Consider the following 18,943-nt stretch of genomic DNA (forward strand, 5'->3'; position numbering starts at 1 on the left):
TAAACTCTAGTGTACCAATACATCAAACGACATAAACGGGGTTAGCCCATGACCATGAAGGCGAAAGATATTGCTGAATTGCTCAATGAGCCAGCATGTACGCACAATAAGAAAGAAAAATCAGGCTGCGCACGTCCTAAGCCGGGTTCAACGGCGGGTGGTTGCGCGTTTGACGGCGCACAAATCGCTTTGTTACCCATTGCGGATGTTGCTCATATCGTTCATGGTCCTATCGCCTGTGCGGGCAGTTCTTGGGACAATCGCGGTACACGTTCATCTGGTTCAACATTGTATCGTTTAGGCATGACAACCGATTTAACCGAAAACGATATTATTATGGGACGGGCAGAAAAACGCCTATTTCATGCGATTAAACAAGCTGTTGAAGAACATAATCCTTCAGCGGTATTTGTGTATAACACTTGTGTTCCCGCGTTGATTGGTGATGATATTGAGGCTGTGTGTAAATCTGCTCAGGAACGGTGGGGTACACCTGTTGTACCTGTTGATTCTGCTGGTTTTTATGGCACAAAGAATTTAGGTAATCGTATCGGTGGCGAGGCGATGGTCAAATACGTGGTCGGTACACGCGAACCTGACCCCCTGCCAACCTGTACAGAAAACGCTGGTATGAAAGTTCACAGCGTTAATTTGGTCGGTGAATATAATATTGCGGGCGAGTTTTGGCATGTTTTGCCCCTCTTAGATGAATTGGGTTTACGGGTTCTCTGTACCTTATCAGGCGATGCGCGTTATAGAGAAGTGCAAACCATGCACCGCGCCGAAGTGACGATGATGGTCTGTTCTAAGGCCATGTTAAATGTGGCACGTAAACTCGAAGATCAGTACAAAATTCCTTGGTTTGAGGGTAGTTTTTACGGCATTACGGATACTTCTCAAGCCCTCCGTGATTTTGCGCGTGTCATTAATGACCCAGACTTGATTGAACGCACTGAAAAGTTAATCGTGCGTGAAGAAACACGTATCCGTGCGGCACTTATCCCTTGGCGGGAACGCTTAAAAGGTAAGCGAGTGTTGCTTTATACGGGTGGTGTTAAATCATGGTCTGTGGTGTCTGCTTTGCAGGATTTAGGCATGGTCGTTGTTGCTACAGGCACAAAAAAATCTACGGAAGAAGATAAGGAACGGATCAAGGAAATTATGGGCAAGGATGCCAAAATGATTGATGATGGCAACCCGCGTGCGTTACTGAATGTCTTTAAGGAATACAAGGCAGATATTCTGATTGCGGGTGGTCGAAATATGTACACTGCGCTAAAAGCTAAAATTCCCTTCTTGGATATTAACCAAGAACGCGAGTTTGGTTATGAAGGTTATGAAGGCATGTTAGAACTCGTGCGCCAATTAGCATTGACTATTGAAAGTCCTATTTGGTCGGCCGTTCGTCAGCCCGCCCCTTGGAAAACCCCCTTGCAACCGTCTATTGCTTAGTCAGTAGACATTTAACTTTCCTACTCAATTACTTGAGTGGGAAGGTCTTTTTTTATTTTTACTGATTAGCCCAAGTATTATAATATAAGATGTAGTTGTACCGCAGATGAATGATGTTAATAATTATTGATTATTCACACCCACTTAAGGTCTATTTATGAGTAATTTTCTAGAAAATATTCAGGCACAAAATTTAACATGGCAGGTTTCTATCTGTGAAAAAGCAGAAAGCTCTGATACATTGGTTTATCGGGGTGATTTGATTCTGCAAGAAGGCAAATTAACCATTCACGGAACACGCGGAACGCCTGAGGCAGTAATTAAACAAGTAGTGTTAACAGCAAAAGGCGAAAAAATTGAGTTTTTCGCGGGACACTTGCAGAAATTAGAAAGCATCTCCTTGTTTTGTGAAAAGTATCTCGCACAATGTGCGGCGGGTATTCCTTTGTTTTTCTTTGTGGAAAATATCAAAGAAAAGTTAGTTGTTGAAATTGAAGGTCATCTTGCCTACTTATATCCCTTAGTTGAAGGGGTTGTGTGGAATGAGTTTAATGAAATGCTTGGGTTAGAAAAAGGGGACTTTAAAGGCTTAGGGGCTGGCGATAAAGTGGTTAAAGTAGCGGATGAATCCAAAACTTTAAAACCCAAAAATGTCAAAGTTTCTTTAGAAGAAGCCTTAGCACGGACTGTTGTTGTGCATAAAGAGTTACGCGGCGCGATATAAGCGCGTGTACGTCGTATCCTCTCAAATAACGGACAACATCGCTTTTGAGTGGTGTTGTCCGTTAGCATTTAAATAACTAGGGTTTATTAGCCAAATAAACTTTATAGTCATCATTTTGATACGCTAGCTGATAAACACCTGATTGTTCAATATAAGGTGATTGCCAGATGGAATCATGTTGGTCGACTAACAGGGCTTTTATATTGTATTGGTCTCGCAGGGTGAGTAAGGTTTTTGCTTCTACTGGTGCGGCGAAAGCACTGCGAATAATCTGATATTGCTGTTTATTTTTTTCAGCATCATAACGATAAGCAAACACCGTTGCATATTCTATATTGGCGTAGGCTATTTTACGGTCAGCAAATAAAGCATAGGGTAGTGTTGCTGGCCATGGTGTTAGCGCGAGATACCCATCAGGATTAGATTGCACAATATCGCTAGGTTGGGTTAAGGTGCGGACGGTTTCCCATGCTTGATATTGTTTGAGAAATCCCTGATGTAAGCTAATTTCTTCTGGCGTTGCGTTTTGAAAATGCAACGGCAAATGCATTATTCGAATAGTCGCTAAAATCCCGATTGTTATGCCGCAGGTTAAAATCACAGGGATAGCGCGCCGCCAACGGACAAACAAAGCTTTTTCTCGCCAATGGGTTAAAACGGCCGTATATGGCAAGCTCGCCGCAACCCCTGCCCAAATTAGTAATAACATCAGCGGTGGTAAAACCGCACGCCAGCCAAAACTATTATTCCAAAATGTGCTTTTTATAAATAATGTAACGAGTAAAAAGCCTATTGTGCCTGCAACAGATAAGTAGTGGAAATTTCTTGCTTCTTCATTCTGCCCACGATAGGCAAACAGGCCAAAAATCCCTAATAGATAACTAATACCTAAACTCAAGGGTAAATATTGCACCCAGAAAGCAATAATATGAATGAGTTGTCCTTTAAATACCTCACGTGAGGCGAGCGCGGTGGAATTGTAAATTTCAAACCCAAAAGGTAATTGTGATTCTGCCAGCGAAGGGCCTGATACTTGAGAAATTAATAAGGGCAAAGAAAAAAGGGTTGTCATACCTAGAGCGTGTCATCAAATAGTAAAAAGTGTTATATTATAAATATATACCCAGATATCGCCAAGGATAAAACAATGAGTCGTCGCTATGCCTTAACCGATGAACAATGGTCAAAACTAGAACCGCTACTCCCTGGGCGTAAAGGACATGTCGGGATGACGGCTAAAGATAACCGCTTGTTTATTGATGCTGTTCTATTCCGTTATCGCAGTGGCATTCCTTGGCGCGACCTCCCCGAACGCTTTGGTGATTTCCGTGTCGTCCATACCCGCTTCAGTCGTTGGTCTAAAAAAGGTGTCTGGGAACGTGTTTTCAAGATACTAAGTGCCGATGCCGATAATGAATATGCCATGATAGACAGCACAATAGTTAGAGCGCATCAACATAGTAGTGGTGGTGGTGCAGATGAAGCCATTGGACGTAGCGCAGGGGGTTTAAGTACCAAGATTAACTCCGTTGTTGACGCACTGGGCAATCCGACCCTTTTTTTTTGACTGCGGGACAGGCAAGCGACCTTGAAGGGGCTGATGCTCTTATTCCTCAGATAAAGGCAAACGCTTTATTGGCTGATAAGGCTTATGATGCTGATGAACGGGTTAGAGATGTTTTAAAACAGAAAAGCATAGAACCTGTGATTCCGTTCAGGAAAAATCGTTTAAATCCACCTGACTATGATAAAGTCCTTTATAAGGCACGTTATTTAATCGAGCATTTCTTCGGTAAATTAAAGCAATACCGCGCCATAGCTACACGATATGATAAACGCGCTAGGAATTTCTTAAGTGGGGTTTATTTGGCTTCTACCTTGATTCTTTTGGCTTGAACCTTTAACCCTTCTTATTTGATGACAGGCTCTAAGGCAATCAAACTGTTTTTGATAAGGGTTAGATATTGTACAAAAGGTAAGCGGAGTAATAAAATTGCTAATAATAATATAGGACTAGCAAAGGCTAATCCAATGCCACCTACCCATGTTGACGCACCAAATCCCGTTGCAACAGTAAGCCCTAATATGGCGGCATACACAGGTTGCAAGGTTGTTTTGGTTAATAACCGCGCCATTAAAAATAAACCCATTAAAACAGCGAGCGCAGATAACACATGTTGTGGAACCCATGCCATTTGTAGCCACAAGACCTCTGCGGGGTGGTCTGGTAAAAGAAGTTTTCCTGCAATCCACTCGCCGAAAAAATCCGTTAAAACGAATGGTTGTGCGCAGATACCCAACAGTAACACAAAAAAACCAGCCATTACTTTTTGACTGATGCGAATGGCTAGACCACTCAAAAACCCAATGACTGCAAACCCTGTAAACCAGTTAAAAGCAACTTCAGCCGACCAGCCATTTATGGCACTCAGCATTTTGAGTTGGGACGCGAGAAAATGCCAAGTGTAATAATAAATAAGCGGAATTGTTTCGCCATCAGGTGCGTAATACGGATTTACTGGTAATAAACCCTCACGCGCAATGCTATCAACCAAGGCTACTTTGGCATGATCAAAAATCATTTCTAACACGTATAAACCATCGTGCCGAAAAAAAGGCACAATTTGCAGGGTAGGTAATAGCGACCAAACCCCCGCCCCCAACAATAAGCCTATCGCGTACTTATTGGTAATCGGGCAAAACGCTTCTGTTGTGGACACGGGATATCGCCACATCCACCCCCAGACCAGTAGCTGAAACCCAAGCCATGAAAATATTAACGTAATAAAATGATAAGGAAAAATTGCATTAATTAATAAAGAAAAACTGCCATAAGTACACAATCCTAACGCAGGCGCGATAAGTAGCGTTGATAACGGTGCGGGATGACGCGCAAAACCTAATAAACGTGCAACTCCCCATCCGGGCAAGGTAAACCATAATAAACTAAGACAAACACCCCACGCGGTGTGTGTCCAAAATTGACTCCAAAACGCCATAACAATCCTTTAACACAGGGAAGGAAAAAATAAAACGCATTATACGTTACCTGTTCAGAAATGCAGTGACTAACTGAATGACCTAATACACCGCTTTTATTTAACTCATCCCCTGATAATCTGATTTATTATCAAATAGTTCTTGTGCATCTGCTTTGTCCACTAATAAGTTTTTTACATACAACTCATGTTGTGGATAAGACATCCGAATGTCAGCGGCTTTTAACGCATCCCAAATGTGTAAAGTCAACCGATTACGACTTTGTAACACACTATTTGTTCTAACATTAATGTGATAATCCACGCGAAAAACCATCCACGAATCACCAAACTCCCATAAATTAACTTGGGATACAGGGGGCGCGGTGACAATATCAGGGCTGTCTTGTAAAACCTTGGTTAATATTTTGATGACGTGATAGGGGTCGCTGTCATAACTAATACGTAAGCGCAGGGTAAAACGTACAATATCATCGGAATGCGTCCAGTTTGTAAATGAATTAGTAATAATATCCGCATTAGGCACAATCACTTCCTGATTATCCCATTTTCTCACCACCAGTGAACGAATACCGATATTAGCAACTTCCCCCTCATATTTATCGCCAATATTAACCAAATCACCTGTTTTTAATGGCCGTTCAACCAACAAAATAATGCCACTGATAAAGTTATTAAAAATCGTTTGTAACCCAAAACCTAATCCAACCCCTAATGCACCTGCAAAAATGGTTAATGTGGTTAAATCAATGCCAATAATCTGAAAAACAATTAATAATCCAACTAAAATAACCATATATTGTGTGAAGACCGATAAACTATGTCTAACACCCAAATCATTAACATTGATATAAATCCAGCGATATGTAATACGTCTAGCCCAGCCACCAAACCAAAATACAAACCAAAGAGTTATCAGGGAAACCGTGATAATACTAACGGTAATTTTTGTTTCACCAATCTTAAACAAAGGGTATGTTAAAAAGGTTTCTAAACTATTGCGCACGGCAAAATCGTTATACCACCCATTCGCCCAAAATAACACTAATAACACAATGAAAAATAAAAGGATAAAAGTTATTTTCTGCACTAATGGAATAATATCTTGCGTCCATAACAAGCCAAATTCACTATGCTTTAACGCCATATTTTTTAAAATATTAGTCAGGTCAATTAATAAACCGCGTATCGTCAACCATCCGATTAATACCAATAAGGACACGGTTAAATGTTCAGCAACGTACCAGCCTAAATTTAAATATCCCAACAAGCCTAAAATTGACACCGCCAACACAGCTAATGGCACTAATAAACTCACAAAACGCAAGACCAACAACCAATAGCCTTTCATCACCTTTTCTAAGGTTGTAAGCAATAGGTTGCGAATGTGCATAATGGGAATTAATGTCCACGATAAGAACAGCATAAAACAAGTATCTAACAAATCACGAGTGACTGTTGCAATAGGTAAAATATGTCCTAATCCCGTTATCATTGAAAAAACAGCAATCAGGATAATAAATAAACGTAATTGACGATAACTACGTGAACGATTCGGCGTTTTGGTGAGTATTTTGCTAGAAAAAAGCAGCCATAGCAGATTAATAGGAAATTTGATGCCTAACCATAAAAAAACAAAACTTAGGCTCACTAAGATAGTATTTTTAGTCGGTTGTGTAAGCCATAATAACAAACAAAATACCCCAATGACTGCAATGCCTATGGCATTTAAATGCAGTAAACGTAAGCCTGTAAGAAATAAACTCGCCGCAAAAGAACGGTTATTAACTTCATTTAATTGTGCAAATAAACGAAAGAGGGCTTGTCGAATCCAAATAAATAAAACGAGCCAAATAATCACCCCAACACTCAGCAATCCCCAACGATGCAAGGGCGTTTGTTCAAAAGTTCTATGAAATCCCTGTAAAGTTAGTTGATACTCTTGTAACAACAAATTAGGTACATGACTAATATCTGTTCCTAAACGTTGCCATTCTTCTTGTGAATCAGGTAAATTCCGTTGTCTTAACAATAAACGTGTCACGCTATCTTGATAACTTGTTGTCAACTTTGTGACTAAATTATCAGTCGCTTGCAACAGGATTGAGACTTCAATGCTTTGTTGTTGTAATTTTTCATTTAACGTGTTGATAATTTTTTCTGCTTCTTGATTATCTCTTAAAATTTCACCGCTTAGTGTCTCGTTACGTTTGCGTATTAATTCTAATTGCTGTTGTAATAAATTCCCCCGATTTTCTAAAAAATGTTGTACGGTTTTTAATTCATCTATAATCTTTCCCGTGTCTAACAACATATTTTCTAAATTTTTTTCTACAACTTCAGGTTCATGCTCTGTTAAACGTTGTGCTAGATATTGTGTAAATTCAATTAAGTTTTTTTGCAATAAATGTAGCCGAAAGTTATGGGCTACATATTGCGTCATTTCATCCGCTTCTTGAATTTTGGCTTCTAAAGCAAAATACTGTTTAAACGAGTCTAATTCCTGTTTTTTAGTCAATTGTTGGCGCAGCGTAACAGCCAATGCTTGATAACGTTGTTTATCTTGTTGTAGTTGGGTTTCTAAACTGGCTTTTTGTCGTTCTTGATAGGCTTTGTCGAGTGCATTGTGCCATTCTGTGAGCAGGTTTAAGCGTTCTTGCGCAATATTCAGGCGTTCTTGCATCACTTGCAAAAAGGCTTCTTCAACGGTTGTTGTTGCTTGTAGTGAAGTTAGTTGATTTTTTAAAGCGGTGATTTTTTGCTGTTGTTGTGCAATTTCTTCAGGTGCAGTTAGCGGTGTTTTTTGCAATTCTGCCAATTGCATTGTTACTTCATGGCTGGCGTTTTTTTGATTAGAAATAGTTGTTTCTGTGGTTTTATATTCTTGGAGTATCTTTTCTAATTCAATAGCGGCGGCATCTCTATCGATTTCTGCATTTTCTAGCAGTGCCGATGTAATTTTTGAGGCATCTAGCTCACGGATTTTATTTTCAAGTTGTTTGGTTAAAACGGTGATAGCGTCACGACTATATTGCAACGCTGTCCAATTATCTTTGATAACTTGTTTGCGTTCTTCTAACCCTGCGGCATTAAGAACAGGTGGAAAATTCTGGTTTTTCTGCGTTGCCGTTTCGGGCGGGCTGGCAACGGTGGTTTGCGGTTCGGCAATACTGTATTGAATGATGAGCGTATAAAAAATAAAAAGGGTCAATAAAAACCGATACATTGAAAAATACTCCTAAAATAGAGCATGTTATAAATACGGAGCAAAATATAGTTAGGTTAAATTTCTTGTTTTCTCTCCCTCTTTGTTAAAAGGGAGGATTATAATGAGTTGAGTTTTTAAGTTATTTCTTAAGGTTCTATCATTCCTCTGGTTTCTAGCCATCCACGTCTATCGGTTGCCCGTTTTTTCGCCAACAACATATCTAGCATTTTATCGGTTTCCAGTTCGTCTAGTGTTAATTGCACTAAACGGCGCGTATCCACTGCCATCGTTGTTTCGCGCAGTTGCAACGGATTCATTTCGCCCAAGCCTTTAAAACGTTGTACGTTAATTTTGCCTTTTTTCTTTTCAGCCACGATGCGGTTTGAAATTCCTTCTTTTTCTTCATCATTCAAGGCGTAGTAAATATGATTACCGATATCGATACGATACAAGGGCGGCATTGCGATATAAACATGCCCCGCCACTACTAAGGGACGGAAATGTTTAACAAATAAAGCACAAAGCAGTGTCGCAATATGCGCGCCGTCTGAATCGGCATCCGCTAAAATACAGACTTTGCCATAACGTAAATCCGCTAAATCAGGGCTTCCGGGGTCAACACCAATTGCAACGGCGATGTCATGCACCTCTTGTGAGGCTAAAACTTCAGCAGAGTCAACTTCCCACGTATTTAAAATTTTACCGCGCAAGGGCATAACCGCTTGAAAAGTTCTATCTCGTGCTTGTTTAGCAGAGCCACCCGCAGAATCACCTTCCACTAAAAATAATTCTGTGCGGGTTGTATCTTGTAGGCTGCAATCGGCAAGTTTTCCAGGTAATGCTGGGCCGTTTGTGGCTTTTTTGCGGACGACTTTTTTTTCTGCTTTTAGGCGTTTTTGCGCATGGCTGATAACTAACTCGGCGATTTTTTCGCCTGTTTCCACGTGTTGATTTAACCACACGCTTAATGTGTCGCGCACTACGCCCATCACAAAGCTTGCGCAAGCACGCGAGGCAAGGCGTTCTTTGGTTTGTCCTGAAAATTGTGGTTCACTGATTTTTAAAGATAAAACGTAAGCACAACAATTCCATACATCTTCTGCCGCCAGTTTGACTCCACGCGGGAGTAGGTTGCGATAGTCGCAAAATTCGCGCAGGGCTTCTAATAAACCACTGCGTAAACCATTAACATGTGTTCCACCTTGTGCGGTGGGAATTAAGTTGACATAGCTTTCAGTCAGTGATGGGATTTCTTCCGCTTGCCATGTTAATGCCCATTCAACGGCTTCTGTCGTTCCTGTAAACCGTCCTGTAAAGGGGGTTTCTGGTAAACAGTCTGCTTGTTGTAAATGGTCTAGTAAATAGGTTGTTAGACCATCTGCATAGCACCATGTTTGTTTTTCTCCCGTATTTTCGTCTTCAAAACTGACGGTTAAGCGGGGACAAAGTACGGCTTTTGCTCGCAATACGTGAATTAAATGGGTTAGCGAAAAAGTTGCGGTGTCAAAGTAGTTGGGATTAGGTAAAAAACGCACGGTTGTTCCTGTGCTGCGTTTTTCACAATGCCCAATAATGTTTAAATCATCGGTTTTTTCACCGTTGGCAAAGTTCATGCGATAACGTTGTCCATTGCGTTTAATCGTGACTTCTAGGAAGCTGGATAGCGCATTGACAACAGAGACACCAACACCATGTAATCCACCAGAAAACTGGTAGTTTTTGTTGGAAAATTTCCCCCCCGCGTGTAATCGCGTCAGTATTAATTCAACGCCTGAAACGCCTTCGTCAGGATGAATATCAACAGGCATTCCGCGCCCATCATCGCTGACACTGAGGGAGTTATCGCGGTGGAGGATGACTTCTATGTGTTTGGCATGTCCTGCAAGGGCTTCGTCAACGCTGTTATCGATAACTTCTTGGGCAAGGTGATTTGGGCGGCTGGTGTCAGTGTACATTCCTGGACGGCGACGCACAGGGTCTAGTCCCGTCAATACTTCTATATCGGCGGCATCGTAAGTGTGGCTCATGCGGATTCCTAACGTGAGAAGGTTTTTTTTAGCGGGGAGCGGGTAAATTTGTCGCGTGGATAAGTCTTTTAATGATTAAGTAAATTTTTGTATTTTCTGTTAAGTTGTTGCAAAAAAATTTATGTCAATTAACTTGTTGGGTTTTATAGATTAAGGATTTATCTCTATTTTTATGTAAGGTTTTAAATGGACTTTATGCGTGCTTGAGTTTTACTATTTGTTAAGCAAATGTTATTTATTGTGATTATTTTATGTAGTGAAGTGGATAAGGTTTTTACCATTATCCACGGATTGAAGTCGTTCAGGTGCATGACGCTGTCGTTTATGCACCCTACCTTTTTACTAAAACTGCCTTTATTATCCAGCAAAGCGTTGGAAAACAAGCGTTGCATTGGTGCCGCCAAAGCCAAAGCTATTGGACATAACGGTGTTAAGTGTCGCTTCTTGATAGTTGCGAACAATTGGCACACCTGCTGCCCCTGCGTCTAATTCGGTAATATTGGCTGAGGCACTGATAAAGTTGTGTTCCATCATCAGTAAACTGTAAATCGCTTCGTTAACCCCTGCTGCCCCCAGCGCGTGTCCTGTTAGGGATTTTGTTGAGCTAACGGGTGGAGCTTCGTTACCAAAAACGGTTTTAATCGCTTCTAGTTCTCGAATATCGCCAACGGGTGTACTGGTACCATGTGCGTTGATGTAGTCAATGTTGCCTTGTGTGGTTGCAAGGGCTTGACGAATACAACGGACAGCACCCTCACCAGAGGGTTGTACCATGTCGTAACCATCAGAGGTTGCACCATAACCGACAACTTCACCATAAATTTTAGCACCGCGTGCAAGTGCATGATTCAGTTCTTCTAAAACGACAATACCACCACCACCAGAGGCAACAAAACCATCGCGGTTTGCATCATACGGGCGTGAAGCCGTTTGTGGGGTGTCGTTATATTTGGAGGATAACGCGCCCATTGCATCAAACAATAGCGTTAGACTCCAGTGAACTTCTTCCCCGCCCCCTGCGAATACAATATCTTGCTTTCCAAGTTGAATAAGTTCGCAACCGTTACCGATGCAATGCGCGCTAGTTGCACAGGCAGAGCTGATGGAATAGTTGACTCCTTTAATTTTAAAAGGGGTTGCTAAGCAGGCGGATGTTGTATTTGCCATCGTCCGCGTGACCATGTAAGGGCCTACTTTGCGTAATCCTTTACTACGGAGTAAATCCGTTGCTAATACTTGATTAGCAGGTGATGCTCCACCGGAGCCTGTAATAATTCCCGTGCGTTCATTGGATACGTCTGTTTCTGCTAACCCTGCATCTTCAATAGCTTCACGCATCGCTATATAATTAAAGGCAGCGGCATCTCCCATAAATCTTTTTATTTTTCTATCAATTTGTGCATCTAAGTCTAAATTGATCGCGCCATGAACTTGGGAACGAAAGCCAAGATCGGCATATTCTTGGGAAAAACTAATGCCAGAACGTCCTTCACGCAGGGAGGTGAGTACTTCCTGTTTATTGTTGCCAATACTGCAAACAATTCCCAGCCCTGTCACCACAACACGTCTCACTATGATTCTCCTTTTATTTTAGAAATTATCGGTAGAAGTAAACAAACCGACGCGCAAGTCTTTTGCGTTGTAAATTTCTCTACCATCAACCAACATAACAGCATCACCAATTCCCATAACGAGTTTACGCATGATGGTGCGTTTAATATCAATTCGGTAGGTGATAAGTTTATTTTTTGGGGTGACTTGTCCTGTAAACTTGACCTCGCCGGCACCTAATGCGCGACCGCGACCGGGCCCTCCGAGCCAACCCAGATAAAAGCCGATTAATTGCCACATGGCATCGAGTCCTAAACAACCCGGCATAACGGGGTCACCGATAAAATGACAGTCAAAAAACCATAAATTGGGGCGTATATCCAGTTCAGCAATGATGTGTCCTTTACCAAATAAACCGCCGTCTTCAGTAATGGTGACTATTCGATCAAACATCAGCATGGGAGGCAATGGGAGTTGTGCGTTACCCGGTCCAAACATTTCCCCTCGCGCACATTGCAATAGTTCTTCATAAATATAGCTGTTTTTTTGTTCCATGAGATTTCCTATCAGTCACCAAATTTTCGATGATTCCACTGGAATATCGGGTAATTAAAACGTGCTAATTTAGCATTAATTCGCTTAGATAGCAGAGATTATTGCTAAAAGGTTGTGTATTTTAGGGGAAACTCAGGCTAAAATCGCGTTTTTTCTACTTTCATGAGTAGATTTTCTTTTTAAGCGTTTATCAGCGATAGTGCCACATATTATTTTTGTCTGAATCAGTATTTTTGTTTTTATTATAATTTTTAATTCTATAGGAAAATAATACGGTTTAATTCCGTCAATTTTGGTAATCCTGAATATTTTAATTTCGACAGACTTTAATTTTTAATTATTGATAACTTAATGGGAAAGACATGCAGGATAAACAAGTAGTGAAACAGTTGATTGCAGGGGTTGATGAGGTGGGGCGCGGGCCTTTAGCGGGAGCGGTGGTTGCGGCGGTGGTGATTTTGAATCCTGATAAACCCATCCTTGGGTTAGCCGATTCTAAAACATTAAGTGAAAAACGACGAGAGCAGTTAGCCGAGCTTATTCGGGAACAAGCACTTGCATGGGCATTGGGGCGCGCAGAAGTATCTGAAATTGACAGCATTAATATTTTACAAGCCAGTTTATTAGCGATGCAGCGGGCGGTTGAACAATTATCTATTGTTCCCGAACTAGTGTTGGTGGACGGTAATAAATGTCCACGATTGGCTTATCCAACGCAAGCAATTGTACAGGGGGATAAAACCATTCCCGCCATTAGTGCCGCTTCTATTTTGGCAAAAGTTGTGCGCGATAATGAAATGGTGGAGTGGGATAAAATTTATCCTGATTATGGTTTTGCCCAACATAAAGGTTATCCAACAAAAGCACATATCAGTGCTTTACAACACTATGGTGTAACTCCTATTCATCGTCGGTCTTTTGCGCCCGTCAAGGCTTGTTTAGAAAAAGCATAAGTATCAAATAAGTTGTACTTAAGCGATTTGGCGATTTACATTGCCCTGTTCGTAAAACATAACCATCTGTTCCCAAACGTCATATAAGCCAGACAAACTGGGTTGTTGTTCTATCAAAGCCGTCAGAGCTTGATGATTTTCGCGTAAACTGCGTTCTCCATCGCCTGACATAAAGGCAGACAGTTGTTTGGAGAAGACAAACAATATATTGCTTAAGCAGGTGAATTTGTTCTGACTCATGACGGTCGCAAAAGAAATGGCATAGCTAAATTCCTCAGTGTTTGCACCAATTGTGTGTGCATACAACATCATTTTATCGAGTTTTTGTACTTGTGCTTCGTTAAATACTTGTCCAATTAACCAACTCGCAACATGGTTGTTATTCATGTAAATACTTGCACCAGAATCCCACAACCCACCGCTTAAACAGGGTTGAATAATGGGGGATTTATTATCCGATTTACCAATCATCGCATCAGATTTCATGCAATTTGCATTGCCTTTTTCGGTGCTACGGATTAGTTGGCAGAGTTTAGAGAAATTACTGGGTTTGGTAATTGGTAAGCCATCAGGATAGATAATAAGAGAAGCAACCCCTGTTTTGCTCGTAAATTGGTCTTGTAATATCTGCAATTTATCCGTACTGAACACTCTTAAAAACGGGCTACTGGTTAGCGCGGATAATTTAACGGCATGAATGTTATTCATTGATTTTTTCCTCGGTGGTGTTATTTCCCTTGCAAAAGCAAGGACAGGCTTAGGTATTGTTTGAGCAAGCCCTGAGTGGTTTTTAACAGGTTACAGCTAACAAACAATACATGATATAAATTAAGTTTAATTGAAAAAAATAAGGTTGTGCTATGAAGTCAGACAAGTCTTAAACGGATAATACCGCCTGTTTTTACCAGTGGTTTGGCTAAAAAAATTAAGCGGATATTTTAAAGCCAATTTCCCATCATTATAAAAGGTGCCCAATAGTAAGGATGTTCATAATAGGCAGGATAACCCTCTGTTTGCCCTGCTTTACGGGCATTAATAAAGGCTTGTTGTGTTGCTTGCAAAGCAGCCCCTTTGGTTATTCCTTTTTGTTCTGCGTGTGTTTTATATAAATGTTGCATAAATGCACCTGTACTTTCATCGTCCACAGGCCATAATGTTGCGATAACACTTTTTGCACCTTGTCGTTGCGCAAGTGCGGCAAACCCTTCTACTTCACGCCCGTTGCTAAAATCACCCACTGCTGTTTCACAGGCTGAAAGTGTCAGTAAATCTATATTATCAAAGTGATAGCCATCACGAATAGCGGCTAATGTTAATTCACTTCCATCACCGATAAGTAAAAAAGAATCTTGGTCTGTGCCTGTTTTAAAAACAAAATGGCTGGCAATGTGTAGGACTGAATAAGTCGTTTGTTGTAATACTTCATGTAGGGTTTTAGCATTAAACGCTTCGTTTAAACGGATAATTCCCGGAATAATGCCCTCTTTTTTACCCACTTGTTTAACAATGGTTTCTAACTCTTTGCGGACAGCAGGTAACGGGTTAAAGTTGCGTATGCCTTTAGTCAGTCCTAAACCTGCTAGTGTCCAATTATCATGTGGTTGAATGTTAATTTTATCGCGTCCAACTTCAATGAGTAGTGCAACGGCATAATTTTCAGCGAGATAATGTTGTCCATCATATAGCGCAGCAAAAGGGATATACCGTAAGCGTCCATCTAAAGAAAGCATGAGGGTTTTTGCTCCAACCCTTTGTAAATCTTCTGCAATAGGGGCAATGAGGATTTTATATAACGCGCTTGCTAGGGCTAAGGGTGGACGACGTATATCTTGTAACGCATTACGAAAACTTAAAATCTTATCGTTTAGTTCAGTTGCATTAATGACAGTATCCCGACAAAATTGTTGGTCGGCAGTAGTTAAAATCATGCGGAGTTTATCACTGGTTATTAAATAGTGAATTAATACCGCATCATTACTGAGTTCACGTAAGGTTTTTTGGAGCGCGACTAACGTTGTTAAGTCTTTTTGATTTTGGGGAAAGTCGGATTGTGTCGTGCAAATATTGCTGGCTTCCGCGCTTTGTCCTGCTTGTTGGCGACGTTGTTCTTGTTCCGCAAAACTTTGTTTAATATCATTTAAATACTGGTTTAGTTGTTTAAATGTTGCATCTGATTCGCGTTGCAAGTCTTGTAGCTGTTGTTGCTCTTCTGGCGTAAGGATGATTTTTTGGCGTAAGGTACGAATTGCCTCTGCAATACTGCTAATTTGGCGATTTAATTCCGTGCCTTTCGTAATCCAAGGTTGTTCTGTTGTGTTGTAATTTGCTTGTAATGTGCGAACATCGGTTGTGCCACTGTCACGGCGGATAAAATCAAAATATTCTTCTTCTTTCAACATCATTAAAACTTGTTGTGCTTCTGATAATCGTCCTTGGTCAGTTAATAGCCCCGCTAAATGACGATAAACATCTTCTTTGTCCAGCAGAAAGCTACGTTGCAATTCTTTATCCATTTTGGCGACATTGACACGCAATTCTTGCAAGGTATTAACCGCCTGTTTACCAATAAAAATCGCTGTATCATATTGTTTTTGTGCGGCATATAGACGGCTTAAGATGTCTAAAACTTTCCACAACAACAAGGGTTGTTCGCTGCTTAATGCAATGCCTAATGCGCGTTGTAATTGATTTTCCGCAGTAAAGAAATCATTTTGTGCAATATTTGCCTTGGCTTGGTTGGTGAGTGTTGTCGCAACGGTTGCATGGTCTTTACCATAGATTTTTTCCCAAATAATTAAGGCTTTGGCGTAAAATAATTGCGCTTTGGCATAATCGCCCTCCGTCGCGTATAACAGACCTAAATTGTTAAAATTACGTGCAATATCAGGGTGGTCAGCTTTATACACTTTTTCAGTGATGGCTAACGAGCGTTGTAACAGTTTTTCTGCCTGAACGTAATCTTTTAAGTTATAGGCTAACCAGCCTAAATTATTTAGCCCTGCAGCCACAATGGGATGTTCTTTACCGGGGGTTTTTTCCCAAATGGCTAGGGCTTTTTCATACAAAGGCTTTGCCCGTTGATAATCGCCAATAGTGCGATATAGCTGTCCTAAATTATTGTAACGAATGCCCAAATTCATGGGGTCTAATTCTTTAGCTTTCACAGCTTTTTCATCAATTTGCAAGGCTTGCTGTAATAACGTTTCTGCTTGGGCGTAATCCCCTTTTTGTCGGTATAATTCAGCAAGATTATTCAGGCGAATCGCTACGCGCGGATGTTGCGCACCTGAAACCGCTTTATCAATGCTTAACGCCCGTTGCAAGAGGGGTTCAGCCTCAGTAAAATTTCCTAAATTTCTATATAATTCAGCAAGATTATTCAAGCGTATAGCCACTTTTTGACTGTTTGCACCTGCGTCTTTTTCATCAATGGCTAATGCACGTTTATACAAAGTCTCCGCCTGAGCATAATCGCCTAATTCATAATAAACGCCCGCTAAGTTGTTTAAACTAACCGCAACCGCGCCATGTTCCGCGCCCAAGCGTTTTTCCCGAATATCCAATGATTCTTGATAGGCTTGTTGTGCCTCAGCGAAGCGTGCTTTGCTTTTATACACATCGCCCATACTTTGCAAAATAGCCGCACTATCCTCCGCCCAGTCTTGACGGCTCATTTCTAAGGCTTGCCGATACCGTGACAACGCGGTTTCTGTGTCTCCCGCGAGTTCTGCGGTGCGCCCCTCGGTATAAACTTGTTGATGTGCTTCTCGCGGTGTTGTCGCATGAATGGAAACTGCTACACAGAGAAGAGAATAAAAACAATAAGGTAAGATTTTTTTTAGCATCATATTAACCTATTTAAGTGAATAGCTATGCCAGACTAAAGACAATCTGCATCAGATATTTTTGGATTTATCTTTTGTCGTTTAGCATGACCTTATTATTACCCTGCAAAGAGTGTTCACTAACAAAGAAAGACCACGTTTAATAAATGCCTTCTACAATCGAGGATGAAAAAAATATGCAAGATTATTATATTGCTCCTTCAATTCTATCAGCAGATTTCGCGCGTTTGGGTGAGGAAGTACGAAATGTGTTAAGTGCTGGTGCAGACATTGTGCACTTTGATGTCATGGATAATCACTATGTTCCCAATTTAACGATAGGCCCTTTAGTGTGTGAAGCCTTACGGAAACATGGAATTACTGCACCAATTGATGTGCATTTAATGGTCAAACCAGTTGACCGCATTATTCCCGATTTTGCCAAAGCGGGCGCGACATACATCACCTTTCACCCCGAAGCCAGCGAACACATAGACCGTTCTTTACAACTGATTCGTGATTGTGGTTGTAAATCAGGTTTAGTTTTTAACCCCGCGACTCCATTAGATTATTTACGCCATGTACTGGATAAAGTTGATATGATTTTATTAATGTCAGTTAATCCCGGCTTTGGTGGACAATCTTTTATTCCCAACACCTTAAATAAATTACGTGAAGCCAGACAGTTGATTGATAACAGTGGCTTATCTATACGACTAGAAGTTGATGGCGGCGTGAAGGCGGATAATATTCGCCAGATTGCCGAAGCAGGCGCAGATACCTTTGTTGCAGGTTCGGCGATTTTTAACACCCCTGACTATCCAGCAACCCTCGCAAAATTCCGTGCAGAATTAGCACAGGTGAAAAGATGATGCAAAGACCCGCATTAGTTTTATGTGATTTAGATGGTACGTTGGTCGACAGCATGGCGGATTTAGCCAACGCGGTTGATGCAATGATGGCGGAATTGGAATTACCGCTGTGTGGTGAGGAAAAAGTTCGTCATTGGGTGGGAAATGGTGCAGAACGCTTGGTAAAACGCGCATTGACAAATGATTTTCATGCTGAACCCGATGCCGATTTATTTGCCAAAGCGTTTCCTTTATTCGTAACAGCTTATGCACAAAATAATGGTGAACATAGCAAATTATATGATGGTGTTATGGAAGGTTTACTATGGTTACAGCAACAAGGTTTTCATTTAGGCTGTATCACGAATAAACCCGAGCAATTTACCTTGCCCCTGTTGGAAAAGCTAGATATTAAACGTTTTTTTCCATTAGTTGTCAGTGGTGATACCTTGCCCGCAAAAAAACCCGACCCACTCCCCTTATTACATGCCGCGCAGTTTTTTGGCGTGTTGCCTGCTGATAGCTTATTTATTGGTGATTCAATCAATGATGTTTTAGCCGCGCGTGCTGCGGGTTTTAGCGTGATTTGTGTTAGTTACGGTTACAATCACGGGCAAGACATCCGCACAGCCAATCCTGATAGTGTGTTGGATTCCTTGGTAGAATTAACAACATTATCATTTAATTAAATACAGTATTTTTGTAGGTGCAAATTGATTTGTGCCTACATAGTTATGTTAGTAGTTTGATGACATTGATATTTAGGTGTATTAGAATATTTCGTTAAAATTTAACGGCT

At 41.0% G+C, this 18,943-nt stretch carries 14 protein-coding genes; 6 read left to right on the forward strand and 8 right to left on the reverse strand.

Annotated features, from left to right (window positions below; all coding sequences use genetic code 11):
• Positions 1-48 precede the first annotated feature (48 nt).
• Positions 49-1,452, forward strand: a complete 1,404-nt coding sequence (nifE, locus tag AL038_RS01490) for a nitrogenase iron-molybdenum cofactor biosynthesis protein NifE (protein WP_201800120.1) — start codon at positions 49-51, stop codon at positions 1,450-1,452.
• A 157-nt stretch (positions 1,453-1,609) separates the two neighbouring features.
• Positions 1,610-2,176 (forward strand): hypothetical protein, encoded by a 567-nt coding sequence (locus tag AL038_RS01495; RefSeq protein WP_062147968.1) that lies wholly within the window; start codon positions 1,610-1,612, stop codon positions 2,174-2,176.
• 76 nt (positions 2,177-2,252) lie between these two features.
• On the opposite strand, the gene AL038_RS01500 is transcribed toward AL038_RS01495, so the two are convergent.
• On the reverse strand, positions 2,253-3,248 hold the full coding sequence (locus AL038_RS01500; protein WP_062147971.1) for a hypothetical protein: 996 nt from the start codon (positions 3,246-3,248) through the stop codon (positions 2,253-2,255).
• Positions 3,249-3,323: 75 nt separating this feature from the next.
• Here AL038_RS01500 and AL038_RS01505 point away from each other — a divergent pair.
• Positions 3,324-4,072 (forward strand): IS5 family transposase gene (locus AL038_RS01505; RefSeq protein ID WP_201800087.1). Its coding sequence is split into 2 segments (ribosomal slippage): positions 3,324-3,738 and positions 3,738-4,072, totalling 750 coding nucleotides; the frame shifts between segments, so codons are not numbered across the junction.
• 14 nt (positions 4,073-4,086) lie between these two features.
• Here the strand turns inward: AL038_RS01505 and AL038_RS01510 are convergent.
• The 5 genes from AL038_RS01510 to fabA all read right to left on the reverse strand — a co-directional run bounded on the left by AL038_RS01510 (position 4,087) and on the right by fabA (position 12,516).
• The gene (locus AL038_RS01510) at positions 4,087-5,175 is read right to left on the reverse strand and encodes a hypothetical protein (RefSeq protein ID WP_062147974.1); all 1,089 of its coding nucleotides are present in this window, start codon (positions 5,173-5,175) and stop codon (positions 4,087-4,089) included.
• A 100-nt stretch (positions 5,176-5,275) separates the two neighbouring features.
• On the reverse strand, positions 5,276-8,401 hold the full coding sequence (locus AL038_RS01515) for a mechanosensitive ion channel domain-containing protein (protein ID WP_062147977.1): 3,126 nt from the start codon (positions 8,399-8,401) through the stop codon (positions 5,276-5,278).
• A 128-nt stretch (positions 8,402-8,529) separates the two neighbouring features.
• Positions 8,530-10,410, reverse strand: a complete 1,881-nt coding sequence (parE, locus tag AL038_RS01520) for a DNA topoisomerase IV subunit B (protein WP_062147979.1) — start codon at positions 10,408-10,410, stop codon at positions 8,530-8,532.
• Between the two features lie 357 nt (positions 10,411-10,767).
• Positions 10,768-11,982 carry a beta-ketoacyl-ACP synthase I gene (fabB, locus tag AL038_RS01525; RefSeq protein WP_062147982.1) on the reverse strand — a complete coding sequence of 405 codons (1,215 nt, stop codon included), beginning with the start codon at positions 11,980-11,982 and terminating at the stop codon, positions 10,768-10,770.
• Between the two features lie 18 nt (positions 11,983-12,000).
• Positions 12,001-12,516, reverse strand: coding sequence for a 3-hydroxyacyl-[acyl-carrier-protein] dehydratase FabA (gene fabA, locus AL038_RS01530; protein ID WP_062147985.1), 516 nt, complete (start codon positions 12,514-12,516; stop codon positions 12,001-12,003).
• 362 nt (positions 12,517-12,878) lie between these two features.
• Here fabA and rnhB point away from each other — a divergent pair, with 362 nt between their 5' ends.
• Positions 12,879-13,469 carry a ribonuclease HII gene (gene rnhB, locus AL038_RS01535; RefSeq protein WP_062147988.1) on the forward strand — a complete coding sequence of 197 codons (591 nt, stop codon included), beginning with the start codon at positions 12,879-12,881 and terminating at the stop codon, positions 13,467-13,469.
• A gap of 18 nt (positions 13,470-13,487) precedes the next feature.
• Here the strand turns inward: rnhB and AL038_RS01540 are convergent, their stop codons facing one another.
• Together AL038_RS01540 and AL038_RS01545 are read right to left on the reverse strand one after the other, a co-directional pair.
• A complete protein-coding gene (locus AL038_RS01540; protein ID WP_062147991.1) occupies positions 13,488-14,177 on the reverse strand; it encodes a PocR ligand-binding domain-containing protein in 690 nt (229 codons plus the stop codon).
• Between the two features lie 230 nt (positions 14,178-14,407).
• The gene (locus AL038_RS01545; protein WP_083991388.1) at positions 14,408-17,317 is read right to left on the reverse strand and encodes a tetratricopeptide repeat protein; all 2,910 of its coding nucleotides are present in this window, start codon (positions 17,315-17,317) and stop codon (positions 14,408-14,410) included.
• 173 nt (positions 17,318-17,490) lie between these two features.
• On the opposite strand from AL038_RS01545, the gene rpe reads away from it, so the two are divergent.
• Together rpe and AL038_RS01555 are read left to right on the forward strand one after the other, a co-directional pair.
• Positions 17,491-18,165, forward strand: coding sequence for a ribulose-phosphate 3-epimerase (gene rpe, locus AL038_RS01550; RefSeq protein WP_062147997.1), 675 nt, complete (start codon positions 17,491-17,493; stop codon positions 18,163-18,165).
• Positions 18,162-18,833 carry a phosphoglycolate phosphatase gene (locus AL038_RS01555; RefSeq protein WP_062148000.1) on the forward strand — a complete coding sequence of 224 codons (672 nt, stop codon included), beginning with the start codon at positions 18,162-18,164 and terminating at the stop codon, positions 18,831-18,833. Before rpe ends, AL038_RS01555 begins: the two co-directional genes overlap by 4 nt.
• Positions 18,834-18,943 lie beyond the last annotated feature (110 nt).

The sequence above is a fragment of the Beggiatoa leptomitoformis genome (assembly GCF_001305575.3).
GTDB classification, from domain to species: Bacteria; Pseudomonadota; Gammaproteobacteria; order Beggiatoales; family Beggiatoaceae; genus Beggiatoa; species Beggiatoa leptomitoformis.

What these genes read in the sequence shown, in the direction of transcription:
- nifE (WP_201800120.1), top strand. Translation starts at nt 49, where the DNA reads ATGACCATGAAGGCGAAAGATATTGCTGAATTGCTCAATGAGCCAGCA.
- AL038_RS01495 (WP_062147968.1), top strand. Translation starts at nt 1,610, where the DNA reads ATGAGTAATTTTCTAGAAAATATTCAGGCACAAAATTTAACATGGCAG.
- AL038_RS01500 (WP_062147971.1), bottom strand. Translation starts at nt 3,248, where the DNA reads ATGACAACCCTTTTTTCTTTGCCCTTATTAATTTCTCAAGTATCAGGC.
- AL038_RS01510 (WP_062147974.1), bottom strand. Translation starts at nt 5,175, where the DNA reads ATGGCGTTTTGGAGTCAATTTTGGACACACACCGCGTGGGGTGTTTGT.
- AL038_RS01515 (WP_062147977.1), bottom strand. Translation starts at nt 8,401, where the DNA reads ATGTATCGGTTTTTATTGACCCTTTTTATTTTTTATACGCTCATCATT.
- parE (WP_062147979.1), bottom strand. Translation starts at nt 10,410, where the DNA reads ATGAGCCACACTTACGATGCCGCCGATATAGAAGTATTGACGGGACTA.
- fabA (WP_062147985.1), bottom strand. Translation starts at nt 12,516, where the DNA reads ATGGAACAAAAAAACAGCTATATTTATGAAGAACTATTGCAATGTGCG.
- rnhB (WP_062147988.1), top strand. Translation starts at nt 12,879, where the DNA reads ATGCAGGATAAACAAGTAGTGAAACAGTTGATTGCAGGGGTTGATGAG.
- AL038_RS01540 (WP_062147991.1), bottom strand. Translation starts at nt 14,177, where the DNA reads ATGAATAACATTCATGCCGTTAAATTATCCGCGCTAACCAGTAGCCCG.
- AL038_RS01545 (WP_083991388.1), bottom strand. Translation starts at nt 17,317, where the DNA reads ATGATGCTAAAAAAAATCTTACCTTATTGTTTTTATTCTCTTCTCTGT.
- rpe (WP_062147997.1), top strand. Translation starts at nt 17,491, where the DNA reads ATGCAAGATTATTATATTGCTCCTTCAATTCTATCAGCAGATTTCGCG.
- AL038_RS01555 (WP_062148000.1), top strand. Translation starts at nt 18,162, where the DNA reads ATGATGCAAAGACCCGCATTAGTTTTATGTGATTTAGATGGTACGTTG.